Here is a 12,001-nt window from a genome sequence, read left to right on the forward strand (position 1 = left end):
GATGTGGATTAATAATAAGCCATTATATTTATTCGGGGGAAAACTCCGTATGGATTATTCCTATACTTCCCCCGAGTTGGAAAATGAATATTTTCAGGGGAGGAACAGGTCGGGCTTTACCCTTCTGGCGAATAATTATAATTTGGGGACATTAACCTTGCCTATTGTATTTGAGGGGAAGGACAGTCACGATGCAGCCCTGAAAAAATCTAAATTTGAGAACGAAGCTTTTGGGCGTTCCGATATCATTATTGGGGACGGGTTCATGTATTTTGCTTTTCTGGAAAGTATTGGGGAGGCATCATTTCCTTCTGGTCAGCTGATCGAAGTTACTTATGTATTTAAGGGGATTCGGCATGGGAGGTATCGGGAAGTTAAGAAGAATACGGTTTATTGTGAAAGCACGCTGCCCAGAACGGACTGTATTCTGGAAGTTACGGTAGGTCAGAACGGTAAAAATTATAAAGTGGGGACTGTTGCATTTCCAGATGTGATACAAGGACAGTTAATAAAGGTTGATGGGATTAATAAGAGAATTCTAATCAATGGCAAGAATTCTGCAGAGAAAGCAGACTGGGTAACAATGCCTGCTCTGGTACCCGGCAGAAACTATTTTGAATGTAAGGATACCCTGACAATCGGGTACTATCCAGTATATTTTTAGGAGGTTTTGTATGCTTAAATTAGTATCAAGCGGAGGTGTAATGATCGACACAGATGCTTTCTATATTATACAGAAAGCATCTGGAATTGATGAACTGATATTTAATATATCTGTTTTTGATAAAAACTACCCTAAGATTATGGAAGAAACAGTAATCGAATATGAACAGCCGTACCTGATAAAAGCTATAGATGCGGGACCACAAACAGTGAAAGTAAAATGTCAGCTTAACCTGGATGAACTGAAGGCAAATTTGTATCCTAAATATTCTAACGGAACAAAAACTCTGGGGGAAACGATCAACAAGGTATTACCTAAGGGCTGGTCATTTATAGATCAGTCGGAGTCTACAGAAAGGCGTAAGATAGAGGGCGGGTATACTCCTTATGAAATTATAATGGAGTGTATAAACACTTATGATGTGGCTTTTAGGTTTGATGTGAAGGGGAAAAAAATAACGGCATATAAGACTGATAATTTTAAACCGCTTGGTGCATTTGCATCAGGCGATTTGAATCTAAAAGAGATTAACTATAAAGGAAAGTCTACATCTTTTTTCACAAGGCTCTATGCCTATGGGAAAAATGGGATTTCTTTTGCCAGTATTAATGAAGGAAAACCGTATATTGATAACTTTCAGTATTCGAAAAAAGTCATTTGTGCATATTGGCAGGATGATAGATATGAAGAAAAAAAGGATCTGCTGGAGGATGCGAAGAAAAAACTGAATGCCGCATCTATACCTGATCGAATTTATGAATGTACAGTAGCAGATCTGGCAAAAACGAATCCAGATATGTACAGCTTCCAAGATTTTTCTTTGTTTTCAATAATTAGGCTGATTGATGATATTAAAAAAACCTCCGTATACTATCAGGTGGTGGAATATCAGCAATATCCGTTTTACCCGGAGAAAAATGTGGTTACTCTGTCGAGCACTGTGCCTAAGATACAAGAGTCTGTCAAAGATATTAAAAATGAAATAACAAATCAGAACAGCAGCTTTTGGAGTGTAATGCGCAATGCTATAGACTCTGCAACGGATTGGGTTTCAGGAGTGAATGGTGGTTATGTAGTATTGCATAAGGACGAGAGCGGTATTCCCTATGAGCTCGTGATTACGGATACACAGGATCTTGTCACTGCAAAAAATGTGTGGAGATGGAATCAGAATGGCCTTGAACAATCCACGCACGGATACAGCGGTCCTTATAATCCTGCAATTAAGATTGACGGTACTATTGTCGCTGACTTTATAACAGCAGGTACGATGCTGGCGGACAGAATCAGGGGTGGAACGCTTGAACTTGGCGGAAAAAATAACGAAAGCGGAGTTATAGTCGTGCGAGACGAAAAGGGCGAAAATATAGTTTTACTTAATAAAGATGGTGTATATTCAGAGGGAAGATTTCATTCGTACTCACCAATCAATAAGCAAAGCGTAGAAATAGCATCAGGAAATCTGATACTGAGAAAAAATAATGAACCAACCGCTGAAATATACGCTGTTAATGAGGGTGCTTATAAAGGTATGACGATTTCTACACGAGATGATATTGGGAAAATTAGTTTAACTACAAATTCAACGAAGGTAGAAGGCAGAGAAGTAATAGTAGACGCTGTTAATGATACAATTATAAGAACCAACGGTACACAGACTAACTGGGTGGGAGGGAACCTAATGGAAACAATAGAAGGACGGGCTATAATAAATGATAGAGAAACAATATCTGGTCGTGCAGAGTTTTCAGACGGAACTTACCTGGAGTTTGAAAAAGGGCGGTTAGTCGGTGGAAATTCAAAAAATGGAGGTTTTTAAATGGCAGATTTGGGACAGGCGATACGGAATATGGTGAATATGTGCAATGATAATACATATGGGTACCAGCTTGGCGGTTGGGGGCCATACGATTATGATTGTGCCAGCTCCATTATAACGGCATTGCGAAACGCGGGTTTTGATACCGGTGCAGCGCAATATACAGGAAACATGAGCGCAGAATTATGTGCAAGAGGCTGGGAAAGGTTACCTGCGGATGTCGCTAAAGAGCCTGGTGATATCCTACTTAATGAGGTAAATCATACTGCTATGTATGTTGGAGACAACCAGATTGCAGAATTTTCATCGGATTATGATGGTTTAAGCGGAGACAGCTCTGGCAACGAAGCAAGCGTGCACGGGTACTATGACAATCCATGGGACTGTGTGCTGAGATGGCCGGAAGGCATAGGAATAACTCTGGTCCGATGGATCCCGGCATAAGGAGGTGAAAACTATGAACAACATGGAACGGGACGTATACGTCCTTACAAATACATACAAAGAACCAATAGAGATGGTTCAGGGAACAAATGGAATTCCATTGATTTTTTATTTTAGAGACTATGATATACCGACAGGCACAACTGCTAGTGTATTTATTCAGAAACCGTCAGGAAAAGCGATACAGGCTGCAGGGGTAGTTAGTGTGAATGAAGACTCTGTTACAGTAAATACGACGACACAGATGACCGCAGAAGTTGGAGAATCTATTCTACAGATGCAGTTGATGTTGAATGGGAAAAACATTTTTACGTTTAATCACCCGCTAACAATTTCAAAATCAGCTATTCCGGTGAATTCGGAAAATGGATCTTCATTTATAGACGAATGTATTGAAAAGCTGGAGATGGCAACGGCAAAGGCAGAAACGGCAACAGATGAGTCGAAGGAAGCAACGGAATCGTCAAAAAAGACAACAGAGGAGATGAAACAAAAGGCTCAAAATGGAGAGTTCTCAGCAACAGTAGATGCAGGCAATACAATAACAGGTGAACCGGGCACAACGGCCATTGTCAGAAATTCAGGAACTGCCAAAGATGCAGTGTTTGATTTTACAATCCCCAGAGGAATGCCGGGGGTGTCGACATCCTTGTCACCCGGGATTTTCGAAATGTATGTGAACGATTCAGGGCATTTGATGCTCAGACACAATGACAATGAACCAGCGCCGCCATTAACAATACAGGATGGACGGCTGATTTACACTTTATTATAAGGAGGAAAAGATTATGGCACAGACAATAGATTTAGGCAGCGTAATAGGCCCCCAGGGACCGAAAGGAGAAACAGGCGCAACAGGCGCGATAGGGCCGCAGGGGCCAAAAGGCGATACTGGGGCAACAGGCCCGCAGGGGCCAGCCGGCGCAAAGGGCGCAACGGGTGCCGCCGGCCCACAGGGGGCTGCAGGGGCCAAGGGAGCTGATGGGGCAACCTGGATTTTTGGAACAACGGCTCCAACTACGCAGGGGAAGACGGGAGACTTTTTTTTAAACACTGCGAATTACGATATTTACAGCAAATCCACGGGAAGCTGGGCTAAAACAGGGAATATCAAAGGCGCTACAGGGGCGCAGGGCGTAAAAGGTGATACCGGTGCTACCGGCCCTCAGGGGCCGCAGGGACTAAAAGGCGATACGGGCGCAACAGGAGCAAAAGGTGCTACTGGCGCACAAGGCCCTAAAGGTGACACAGGAGCGCAGGGACCGAAAGGGGATACCGGTGCTGTTCCGACGTTTTCTATTAATGCAAGCGGACATTTGATCGCTACTTATGAATAGGAGGAGATGATATGGCAATCAGAGAAGTTGACCTCGGTAAAGTCCGGGGGGATATCAATGATTCCCAGGCTACATTTACCCAGTCTGAGACGCGTACTAATATCGTAAGCGGAGAAAAGGGAAGTGTGATATTTGGGAAAATTAAAAAGTGGTTTGCAGATTTGGGGGCGGCTGCATTTTGTTCTGTCGCGAATAACGCAACAACAACAGCCGCAAATACGGTACTTGATGGCAGAATGGGAAAAACGCTGCAGACTGGTATAGATGAACTGAATAGCAGTTTGAACACTGCAAATTTTAATCTTACTGTATCCACCTATTACCCTACAACCAATGTTATTGTAAGTGGGCGCACTGTACAGCTACATTGCGCTGGATTGCTGGCAAAAGATGTCCCTATAGACGCAGAGCTTACAATTGGTACGCTGCCGGAAGCATATCGCCCTGCATATACAATCATTAAATACGTACTTGGAACAGGGACAACAGGTCGATTGTTTCGGATATGCATTGATGCTGACGGTAAAGTAACCTATAAAGCTACAGCAGCCGTTGCAGCAAACGTAGGTGTAAATATCAATGAGACCTTCATTGCAAGAGTAAGATAATTGTTGTTGAGTATAAATTCTGGAATTTTTATCGTTTTAAATTGAAAATCTATGTGCTTTGTGATATGAAGTCAGAATTATAAAGGAGCATTTAAATGGAACCAGAGATCGCAGTTGCCATCTGCTCACTCATAGGTACACTAGTCGGCAGCTTAGCTGGAATCATGACAGCGAATAAGTTGTCTACATACCGGATTGAGCAGTTGGAAGAAAAAGTTAAAAAACATAATAACCTAATGGAACGTATGATAATCGTGGAGCAGTCTACAAAGTCGGCACACCACCGGCTGGACGAGCTCTATGCGGAAAGAGAGGAGTGAATACATGGAGCAGATAATGAATTATGTCAAACCTGAATTGCTAGTGGTGGCTGTTGTACTTTATTTTATTGGTTTAGGGCTCAAGAGTGCGCAAGCAGTGAAGGACAAATTTATTCCGCTGATATTGGGCGGTGCGGGCATTGTACTTTGCGCCGTCTGGGTATTGGCGGGCAGCCCGCTTACAGGCGGACAGGAGGCGGCGACGGCAGTATTTACAGCGGTTACGCAGGGAATACTTGTTGCAGGCCTAAGTACATATGTGAATCAGATTGTTAAACAGGCAGGGAAGAAAGAATAATCCAAAGACTTACTGGAGATCGGGAGAGCGGTGTATCCGCTCTCCTTTCGCTTTTTACTTTACAAGTTTTCCTACAACGAAATAAGGGATGAACATGATGTAATAATTGTTGATCACGATCCCTTCCCCATATTTAGCAGTATAGTTGGAGATACATTCCTGCAGGAACTGTTCTGTTACTTCCAGAAAATCAGCCGTCTCGTGGCAGTTCTGGCAGCCGTGTTCATAGGCGTCGATGAGACCCTGCAGACCGATGCGCTTATTATAAGCCCACAGCCTTGCCTGCCGTTCCTGTTTGCGGTTCCATGCATCTGTTGGATCCAGAATGTCTCCTGTTGTTGTGTGATGATGGCCTAATTCCTCCGCGATGATACAATTTTTTTCCACCGAAGTCTCCAGTTTATTCGAAAGTGCTATATTCCCATCTATATATAAACCGGAAGTCTTACCCTCGAATGGAAAATCTTCATCAACGTTGACTCCATCTTCATAGGCTTCGTTTAATAATTTTTCGTATTTATTCATTTTATCAACTCCTGTTTCTACATTATACAAAGAAACATGTACAATAAACAGGACTTTACAACTTTCTTCTGTTTCTTAAAAATTCAATATAAGTGGCAACATCATCCAGCTCAGCCTGAGTCAGATCCTCTGTGTCCAAATGAGCCGCAATCGTAGTTGGCTGAGATTTTGTTTCGCCATCCATCAGATAGGATGTTGTTGTGCTGAGCGCCCTGGAAAAAGCCACTATTTTGCTTTGTGGAAGATCCACCTTTCCTGCTTCAATTTTAGCAATGGATGTCTTATCAGCGTAGCCTACTTTTTTTGCCAGCTCTTCCTGAGACCATCCTAAGCTATTTCTTAATTTTTTGATTCTGTCGTACATGGTTTCCATTCTAACACCTCCGTATATTAGAAGGATACCACAAAATTGAATTAAACTCAACAAAATCAATTTAAATAGTTGACATAAATTCAACTTTAATGTATGCTTGTCTTAGGTTGAACCAAAATCAACAAAAGGGAGGGCGCATGATGACAGATACGGAAGCATTGGAAGAAATGATGATCCGTTCAAACGCTTCAATTTCGTTTGTTTCCGAAAAGATTGGAATCACAAATAAGGCGTTTTCTATGAAAATGCACAATATTTCAGAGTTTCTGGCCTCAGAAATCGTTAGTGTAAAACAGATACTTAATCTTTCCAATTTGGAACGGGATAGAATTTTTTTTATGTGAAAGGTTGAATTAAAATCAACGAACATAAAGCGTAAGAACTTGAAAACAACGTGCAAATGATGATAAGGAGGCAAATTTGAATGAGTGATAATGAATATTACAGAGCATTAATTGATGCGGTGGCCAGATATGTTGATAAAGAAAAGTATCCGGATATTAAAATTATCTGTGCCATACTTGGGATTCAGTACGAGGAGGGATAAACATGTATATAAGCCTGGATGACCAAAATAAAAAGCAGGTAAGCGATAAAGATGCGTTTGCGTATGCGTGCGGCAGGATCAGATATGGATGTGCCAAGGAGCAGGATACATTTTTTTATCTGGCCCGTATTTGCGAAGATATGGAAGACTTTGCAGAAACCTTGGTGGAATGGTGGTATGCCGGGAATTGGATGTATCAGATAGAAGTTTAAATTCGGAATTGAAGTAAAAAATAAGGAGTATAAGAATATGAAACACAGGAGAAACCGTAAAGAAATCAGGAGAGACCGTCAAAGCCATTATGCGGGACTGGCCAATGATAATCCGGATGCAAAAGCCGGAAATATATTCAGGCGTCCGGCATATCAGGCGGGAAAATTGCTGCAGGAACAGGGAAGACAGCTGGAACATAAGACCGTGTCCGAATATCTTGCTGAGAAATATGGCGTATAGCATGTCTGAAAATTGCCTGTGCAGGATATTGTTCCAGTTTGCCACAATGAATTTTCAGATACGCCTGAGGGAAAGGAGGGAGCGATATGGATAAGAAGCAGTTAATGCAGTACCGGGCTCTTCTAAAAGAACAGCCGGACCTGGAGCGGGAGATCAGCAGGCTGTATAGATATCTGGAATGCAAAGCCGCAGAAGGAAAAATAATAGGTAATGAGGGCATGTTTATAGAAACAGAAACTGACAAACCTGGGCCTGCTACAAAATCAGGGACTGTGGTTGAGATTAAGAGACAAATTATAATTAAAGAAAAGCGTCTGGAAAAAATTGAAAAAGAAAGAACAAGAATTGAGCAGTTTATAGCAGATATGCCGGATAGTATGGTCAGGCAGATTTTTGAACTCTGTTTTCTGGCCGGAAAAACACAACGTGAAGTAGGAGAGTCTGTAGGGTACAGCCGAGGACGGATTTCTCAAATCATAAGTACATATTTGAAGGATCAGGAGGAATCGTTTATATAGATTTAAAACATTACATCTTAAAGTTCTTTTAGTGGAGGAAATTAAAATGAGTATGAAAATAATTGACGTAAGTGAACATCAGGGAACAATTAACTGGGAGGCTGTTAAAAGCCAGATAGACGGTGCGGTTATTCGCTGCGGATATGGAGATAATGCAACATCTCAGGATGATATACAATGGAACAGAAATTCCAAAGAGTGTGAGAGGCTCGGTATTCCTTATGGAGCATATCTGTACAGTTACTGTAGCAGTGAACCCCATCTGGAGAGTGAAGTTGCCCATATTAAGAGATTACTTTCCGGGCGGAAATTGAGTCTTCCATTTTATATTGATATTGAGGACCCGGGACTTTCGTTTTCTACATTTAAAGCTGATTATTTTATCAGGATGGGGCAGGCCATCGAAGATGCGGGGTACTGGTTTGGCGTTTATGCAAATTTAAATTGGTTTCATAATTGTATTGGCGGAAAATTGAACAGATTTACAAAGTGGTGCGCTGCCTACGGCACCAATAATGGGCAGCCACAAACGCGGCCGAATATCGGAGAGGATATCTGGCAGTATAGCAGTGTCGGAACCGTGGGAGGCATTTCCGGAAATGTAGATATGAACTTATGTTACAGAGACTTTGTAAAGGAGATAAGAGGCAGCAGTTCCGGCAATAACTCAATAAAACCGGCACCGGCCCCAACACCGGAGATACACCATAAAACACAGATATACACTGTGAAGAGCGGAGATACCTTGTCAGGCATTGCTGAAAAATATGGAACTACTTATCAGCAATTGGCACAAATGAATGGGATTTCAAATCCGGATCTAATCTACTCAGGGCAGGAGCTGAAGATTAACGGTACAGCAGATCCGGCTGTAAAAATGTACACTGTTAAAAGTGGAGATACGCTGTCTGGAATCGCAGCCAGATACAACACTACCTACCAGAAATTGGCCCAAATAAATGGGATTGGTAATCCGGATCTTATACATCCGGGACAGGTTATTAAAATAAGGTGAAATAATAATTTGTACCGTGGGTGTAAAACGGTATGAAGGATAAGCAAAAAGGACCTATGATAAATCAGCTAACAGGGAAATGACAATGGCGTTTTTCTCAGTTATAGTCATGACAGCAGAGCAAAGGAAAAATATGATGAACGAAAATATATTAAATGAGATTGAAAGCGATTGCTTTCATACCATACTTACCGAAAATCAGGTGGCAGCGTTAGCAGCGGATGGCAGTATCTTTGGAAGTGGCCTGGCAATTAATGACCTTATGTTAAAGCCTAATATAAGTGCAAGCGGAGCTTTGGCAGTCTTCGATAACAAAGGCAATCTCATCCAAACAGGATTAAACAATATATCATTATTAAATGTATCGGATTTGATCACAAATGATCAGAATCCACTATTAGTAAAAGTACAGAAAGATGGAATTATTAGGTTTACAAATGGATTGCAATTTTGCTGGGGAATGAATTCTCAAATAATAAATATCAATGAGCAGATGGGTAACTCCGGTATTTATAGAAATAATGGAGTAATCGACCCAATTGGGTTTTCACATTCTTTTAGCAATATACCTGTAGTAACTATGAGTATAAAGACATCTAGTAGTGTATGGCTGGGCGGGATTCGAGCTTCAAAGGGGGGCATTACTTCATTTCGAGTTTTATATCCCGGTTTGGTCGAGAATATAACAATTGAAATATGTTGGACTGCGGTAGGAGAATGGAAAGAATAGGAGGAGTATACAGTGGATGTAAAAGGTGCGATAGATTATGTAAGAGATCAATTGATACAAAGATTAAATATAGTTCCGGTTTCGATTGATACAGAAATGAATGATATAAAGACACTTGCCAGTTATATTTTTACTCAGGCCTGTTTTAGCAGAAATATTAATGCAGAAAACGGTGATTATCTTTGGTACAACATGTCTGGTGTAGATTTTTATGGTACTTATAGTAACGGAGTAGTGACTATTACATACTGTTTTAATTATTATTCCACAAAGGACGAAGAGCGGATGGCTACGGCTAAAGCTAATGAACTCATTGTACAATTGGGACTCCATTCAATGGAAAAAGCTCAGCAAGTGAAGGTTTTATATAATTATCTGGCTGATAAATGCCGCTATGATAAATCAATGAAAGCAATAGCTTTCCAAAAGAACGATGGAACGTTAACGACCAAAAATATTGGTAGAAATTCTATGTATGATGTTGTTGTATTAAATAAGGCAGTGTGCCAGGGATATAGTAATACAATGTACTATATCCTTAATAAAATTGGAACAAACACGAGGATTATTCAGGGGTACGAATGGTATAAAAAAGAATTGTATACTCATGCATGGAATTTGATTCAATTGTCTGGACAATGGTACAATACATGTCTAACGGCTGCTATTCATTATTTACATGATCAGGCCGCAGGATCGAATGTGGACAATTGGCTATTAAAGAATGATGCTGATTTATGCATGAATCCAGTTAAATATATCCGACTAGTGAATTTTGAAAAGAAATCCTTTATCGCGGGCCATTCTATGACAAGTGAAAGTTTTAATTTTGAATAACCATTTAAGGGTGGCGAATTATGACTATATAGTAAAAGTAAGACCGGATGAGATAGAGAAAGAACGCACTATAACCGAAGTAAAACGATTAGGAGCGTATGGCAATAAACTAGAGATTATATTATTCAGATTAAAAGAATCTATTTCAAAGATTAACACATTTAACAGAAAAGATATGCTATTTTATAAATATAAGAAACATAGAGGCATCCCGGAAGGGGTGCCTTAAGTATAATTTAATAAATGATAAACGTAAGATAAAAAATAATTTTTAAAGAGGAATAAAAAATTGATTAAAGTAAGAGCCCGGAGGGGGAAGATAACAGTCACCGGACACGCAGGCTACGGAGCTCCTGGCAGTGATATTGTATGCGCCGGGGTTTCCGTTTTATTCCAAACTATGCTGAGGGCGATTCAGGATGTGACGCCTGACCGTATAGATTATAAAATTGCCCCGGGAGAAGCAGAGATGACATATGCTATATTGTCTGACAGGGGCGTCGCAATTGTGGACGCTTTTTTTACAGGCATAGTAATGATGGCTGAGGAATATCCGGAAAATGTTCAAATTATATAAGTGTGAAGTAACAGATCCGATACCCGGATCTTTTATTTTGTCTTTTACTTTTGCAGACATAAAAGAACAATAGTATTGGATTATAACAGTGTACTGAAAATCCACCTCAATTGAAAGAGGAAAGCCAAATTCGGAAATATGGCAAAATGAAAAAAGCAGTTTACTGGAGTCCAGAGCATAACAAGGATCTTTTAGAAAAGGGTCCCTACAGAGCAGGGGGTGATGGACATGCTTGTGTAAAGAATGTGTCTATGAAAAATTTATAGCACAAAAAGGCTCATACGCTGAATCTCAAATGTCTCTAAAATATACAGAGCAAAGAGACACAGAACAAAACAACATAAGAAGCGCATGCCATGTCATCATGGAGCAGAAGTTTCAATTTTATTAACGGAGGTAAAAAAGAATGAGAAAGATGAATTTACAGTTATTTGCAGAAGCTATTCAGGGAAAAAAATTGGTATACCTTTATCGTATTAAAAAAGATGCTGCAGCAGAAGGTGGTACACTGCTGGCTTTTACAACGGAAAATGGACGCACCAAAAGCAAGGAAACAGAATCCACAGCAACGAAAGACGGTTCCATCAGAACACCTGGTACTACAGAGGTGGAAGTAACAGCAACCAGTATCCTGTCAAAAGGCGATGTTATGATCGATAAGCTGGAAGATGCAATGGACAACGATGAAGTTATTGAGATCTGGGAGGCCAACCTTGCTGAACCGGCAGCAGAAGGCGAGAACAAGTTTAAGGGCATGTATTTCCAGGGATTTCTGACTAGTTTTGAAAAGACATCCTCTGCTGAGGCATTTGTAGAATGCTCCCTTACCTTTGGAATCAACGGCAACGGAAAGCGTGGAGAAGTATCCGTTACTCAGGAGCAGCAGGAAGTAGCGGATTATGTATTTACTGATACACCGAAAACAGGAGTCTAAGA

At 40.8% G+C, this 12,001-nt stretch carries 20 protein-coding genes; 18 read left to right on the forward strand and 2 right to left on the reverse strand.

The genetic code is table 11. The annotated features are described in order from the left end of the window. Position 1 precedes the first annotated feature (1 nt). From BN1938_RS05255 to BN1938_RS05290, 8 genes are all read left to right on the forward strand, one after another. Positions 2-664: a hypothetical protein gene (locus tag BN1938_RS05255; RefSeq protein ID WP_050639595.1), complete on the forward strand. Its 663-nt coding sequence runs from the start codon at positions 2-4 to the stop codon at positions 662-664. Between the two features lie 10 nt (positions 665-674). Further along, positions 675-2,483, forward strand: a complete 1,809-nt coding sequence (locus BN1938_RS05260) for a phage tail spike protein (protein ID WP_050639596.1) — start codon at positions 675-677, stop codon at positions 2,481-2,483. After that, positions 2,484-2,927: an endolysin-like domain-containing protein gene (locus BN1938_RS05265; RefSeq protein WP_050639597.1), complete on the forward strand. Its 444-nt coding sequence runs from the start codon at positions 2,484-2,486 to the stop codon at positions 2,925-2,927. 13 nt (positions 2,928-2,940) lie between these two features. Further along, positions 2,941-3,702 (forward strand): hypothetical protein, encoded by a 762-nt coding sequence (locus BN1938_RS05270; RefSeq protein ID WP_050639598.1) that lies wholly within the window; start codon positions 2,941-2,943, stop codon positions 3,700-3,702. A 13-nt stretch (positions 3,703-3,715) separates the two neighbouring features. After that, on the forward strand, positions 3,716-4,264 hold the full coding sequence (locus BN1938_RS05275; RefSeq protein ID WP_050639599.1) for a collagen-like domain-containing protein: 549 nt from the start codon (positions 3,716-3,718) through the stop codon (positions 4,262-4,264). Between the two features lie 11 nt (positions 4,265-4,275). Then, the gene (locus BN1938_RS05280; protein WP_050639600.1) at positions 4,276-4,872 is read left to right on the forward strand and encodes a hypothetical protein; all 597 of its coding nucleotides are present in this window, start codon (positions 4,276-4,278) and stop codon (positions 4,870-4,872) included. 95 nt (positions 4,873-4,967) lie between these two features. Then, positions 4,968-5,192, forward strand: a complete 225-nt coding sequence (locus BN1938_RS05285; protein WP_050639601.1) for a hypothetical protein — start codon at positions 4,968-4,970, stop codon at positions 5,190-5,192. Positions 5,193-5,196: 4 nt separating this feature from the next. Continuing rightward, positions 5,197-5,490, forward strand: coding sequence for a phage holin family protein (locus BN1938_RS05290; protein WP_050639602.1), 294 nt, complete (start codon positions 5,197-5,199; stop codon positions 5,488-5,490). Positions 5,491-5,544: 54 nt separating this feature from the next. On the opposite strand, the gene BN1938_RS05295 is transcribed toward BN1938_RS05290, so the two are convergent. Continuing rightward, positions 5,545-6,015, reverse strand: coding sequence for a hypothetical protein (locus tag BN1938_RS05295; RefSeq protein WP_050639603.1), 471 nt, complete (start codon positions 6,013-6,015; stop codon positions 5,545-5,547). 55 nt (positions 6,016-6,070) lie between these two features. Next, positions 6,071-6,388 carry a helix-turn-helix domain-containing protein gene (locus BN1938_RS23845; protein WP_082202811.1) on the reverse strand — a complete coding sequence of 106 codons (318 nt, stop codon included), beginning with the start codon at positions 6,386-6,388 and terminating at the stop codon, positions 6,071-6,073. A 137-nt stretch (positions 6,389-6,525) separates the two neighbouring features. Here BN1938_RS23845 and BN1938_RS05305 point away from each other — a divergent pair, with 137 nt between their 5' ends. The 10 genes from BN1938_RS05305 to BN1938_RS05350 all read left to right on the forward strand — a co-directional run bounded on the left by BN1938_RS05305 (position 6,526) and on the right by BN1938_RS05350 (position 11,999). Next, positions 6,526-6,732, forward strand: coding sequence for a toxin-antitoxin system, antitoxin component, Xre family protein (locus BN1938_RS05305; RefSeq protein ID WP_242843809.1), 207 nt, complete (start codon positions 6,526-6,528; stop codon positions 6,730-6,732). An 80-nt stretch (positions 6,733-6,812) separates the two neighbouring features. Further along, complete coding sequence (locus BN1938_RS24060) at positions 6,813-6,935, forward strand: hypothetical protein (RefSeq protein ID WP_255350406.1); 123 nt, start codon at positions 6,813-6,815, stop codon at positions 6,933-6,935. Positions 6,936-6,937: 2 nt separating this feature from the next. Beyond that, positions 6,938-7,147 carry a hypothetical protein gene (locus tag BN1938_RS05310; RefSeq protein ID WP_050639605.1) on the forward strand — a complete coding sequence of 70 codons (210 nt, stop codon included), beginning with the start codon at positions 6,938-6,940 and terminating at the stop codon, positions 7,145-7,147. Between the two features lie 37 nt (positions 7,148-7,184). Beyond that, complete coding sequence (locus BN1938_RS05315; protein WP_050639606.1) at positions 7,185-7,388, forward strand: hypothetical protein; 204 nt, start codon at positions 7,185-7,187, stop codon at positions 7,386-7,388. Positions 7,389-7,474: 86 nt separating this feature from the next. Beyond that, a complete protein-coding gene (locus tag BN1938_RS05320; protein ID WP_050639607.1) occupies positions 7,475-7,906 on the forward strand; it encodes a sigma factor-like helix-turn-helix DNA-binding protein in 432 nt (143 codons plus the stop codon). 46 nt (positions 7,907-7,952) lie between these two features. Next, complete coding sequence (locus tag BN1938_RS05325) at positions 7,953-8,921, forward strand: LysM peptidoglycan-binding domain-containing protein (RefSeq protein WP_050639608.1); 969 nt, start codon at positions 7,953-7,955, stop codon at positions 8,919-8,921. A 136-nt stretch (positions 8,922-9,057) separates the two neighbouring features. Then, entirely contained in the window at positions 9,058-9,651 is a 594-nt protein-coding gene (locus tag BN1938_RS05330) for a hypothetical protein (protein WP_148487127.1), read from the forward strand. 12 nt (positions 9,652-9,663) lie between these two features. Then, a complete protein-coding gene (locus BN1938_RS05335; RefSeq protein WP_050639610.1) occupies positions 9,664-10,488 on the forward strand; it encodes a transglutaminase domain-containing protein in 825 nt (274 codons plus the stop codon). A 289-nt stretch (positions 10,489-10,777) separates the two neighbouring features. Then, the gene (locus tag BN1938_RS05345) at positions 10,778-11,065 is read left to right on the forward strand and encodes a ribosomal-processing cysteine protease Prp (RefSeq protein ID WP_242843810.1); all 288 of its coding nucleotides are present in this window, start codon (positions 10,778-10,780) and stop codon (positions 11,063-11,065) included. Between the two features lie 406 nt (positions 11,066-11,471). Then, the gene (locus BN1938_RS05350; RefSeq protein ID WP_050639612.1) at positions 11,472-11,999 is read left to right on the forward strand and encodes a phage major tail protein, TP901-1 family; all 528 of its coding nucleotides are present in this window, start codon (positions 11,472-11,474) and stop codon (positions 11,997-11,999) included. The last annotated feature ends 2 nt before the right edge of the window (positions 12,000-12,001 follow it).

The organism is Eubacterium sp. SB2 (assembly GCF_001244405.1).
In the GTDB taxonomy this organism is placed as follows: Bacteria; Bacillota; Clostridia; order Lachnospirales; family Lachnospiraceae; genus Faecalicatena; species Faecalicatena contortus_B.

Excerpts from the sequence above, each read along its gene's own strand:
- BN1938_RS05350 (WP_050639612.1), top strand. The coding sequence starts at position 11,472 with ATGAGAAAGATGAATTTACAGTTATTTGCAGAAGCTATTCAGGGAAAA.
- BN1938_RS05315 (WP_050639606.1), top strand. The coding sequence starts at position 7,185 with ATGAAACACAGGAGAAACCGTAAAGAAATCAGGAGAGACCGTCAAAGC.
- BN1938_RS05325 (WP_050639608.1), top strand. The coding sequence starts at position 7,953 with ATGAGTATGAAAATAATTGACGTAAGTGAACATCAGGGAACAATTAAC.
- BN1938_RS05290 (WP_050639602.1), top strand. The coding sequence starts at position 5,197 with ATGGAGCAGATAATGAATTATGTCAAACCTGAATTGCTAGTGGTGGCT.
- BN1938_RS05330 (WP_148487127.1), top strand. The coding sequence starts at position 9,058 with ATGAACGAAAATATATTAAATGAGATTGAAAGCGATTGCTTTCATACC.
- BN1938_RS05255 (WP_050639595.1), top strand. The coding sequence starts at position 2 with ATGTGGATTAATAATAAGCCATTATATTTATTCGGGGGAAAACTCCGT.
- BN1938_RS05285 (WP_050639601.1), top strand. The coding sequence starts at position 4,968 with ATGGAACCAGAGATCGCAGTTGCCATCTGCTCACTCATAGGTACACTA.
- BN1938_RS05260 (WP_050639596.1), top strand. The coding sequence starts at position 675 with ATGCTTAAATTAGTATCAAGCGGAGGTGTAATGATCGACACAGATGCT.
- BN1938_RS05275 (WP_050639599.1), top strand. The coding sequence starts at position 3,716 with ATGGCACAGACAATAGATTTAGGCAGCGTAATAGGCCCCCAGGGACCG.
- BN1938_RS24060 (WP_255350406.1), top strand. The coding sequence starts at position 6,813 with ATGAGTGATAATGAATATTACAGAGCATTAATTGATGCGGTGGCCAGA.
- BN1938_RS05265 (WP_050639597.1), top strand. The coding sequence starts at position 2,484 with ATGGCAGATTTGGGACAGGCGATACGGAATATGGTGAATATGTGCAAT.
- BN1938_RS05320 (WP_050639607.1), top strand. The coding sequence starts at position 7,475 with ATGGATAAGAAGCAGTTAATGCAGTACCGGGCTCTTCTAAAAGAACAG.
- BN1938_RS05295 (WP_050639603.1), bottom strand. The coding sequence starts at position 6,015 with ATGAATAAATACGAAAAATTATTAAACGAAGCCTATGAAGATGGAGTC.
- BN1938_RS05310 (WP_050639605.1), top strand. The coding sequence starts at position 6,938 with ATGTATATAAGCCTGGATGACCAAAATAAAAAGCAGGTAAGCGATAAA.
- BN1938_RS05270 (WP_050639598.1), top strand. The coding sequence starts at position 2,941 with ATGAACAACATGGAACGGGACGTATACGTCCTTACAAATACATACAAA.
- BN1938_RS05280 (WP_050639600.1), top strand. The coding sequence starts at position 4,276 with ATGGCAATCAGAGAAGTTGACCTCGGTAAAGTCCGGGGGGATATCAAT.
- BN1938_RS23845 (WP_082202811.1), bottom strand. The coding sequence starts at position 6,388 with ATGGAAACCATGTACGACAGAATCAAAAAATTAAGAAATAGCTTAGGA.
- BN1938_RS05305 (WP_242843809.1), top strand. The coding sequence starts at position 6,526 with ATGATGACAGATACGGAAGCATTGGAAGAAATGATGATCCGTTCAAAC.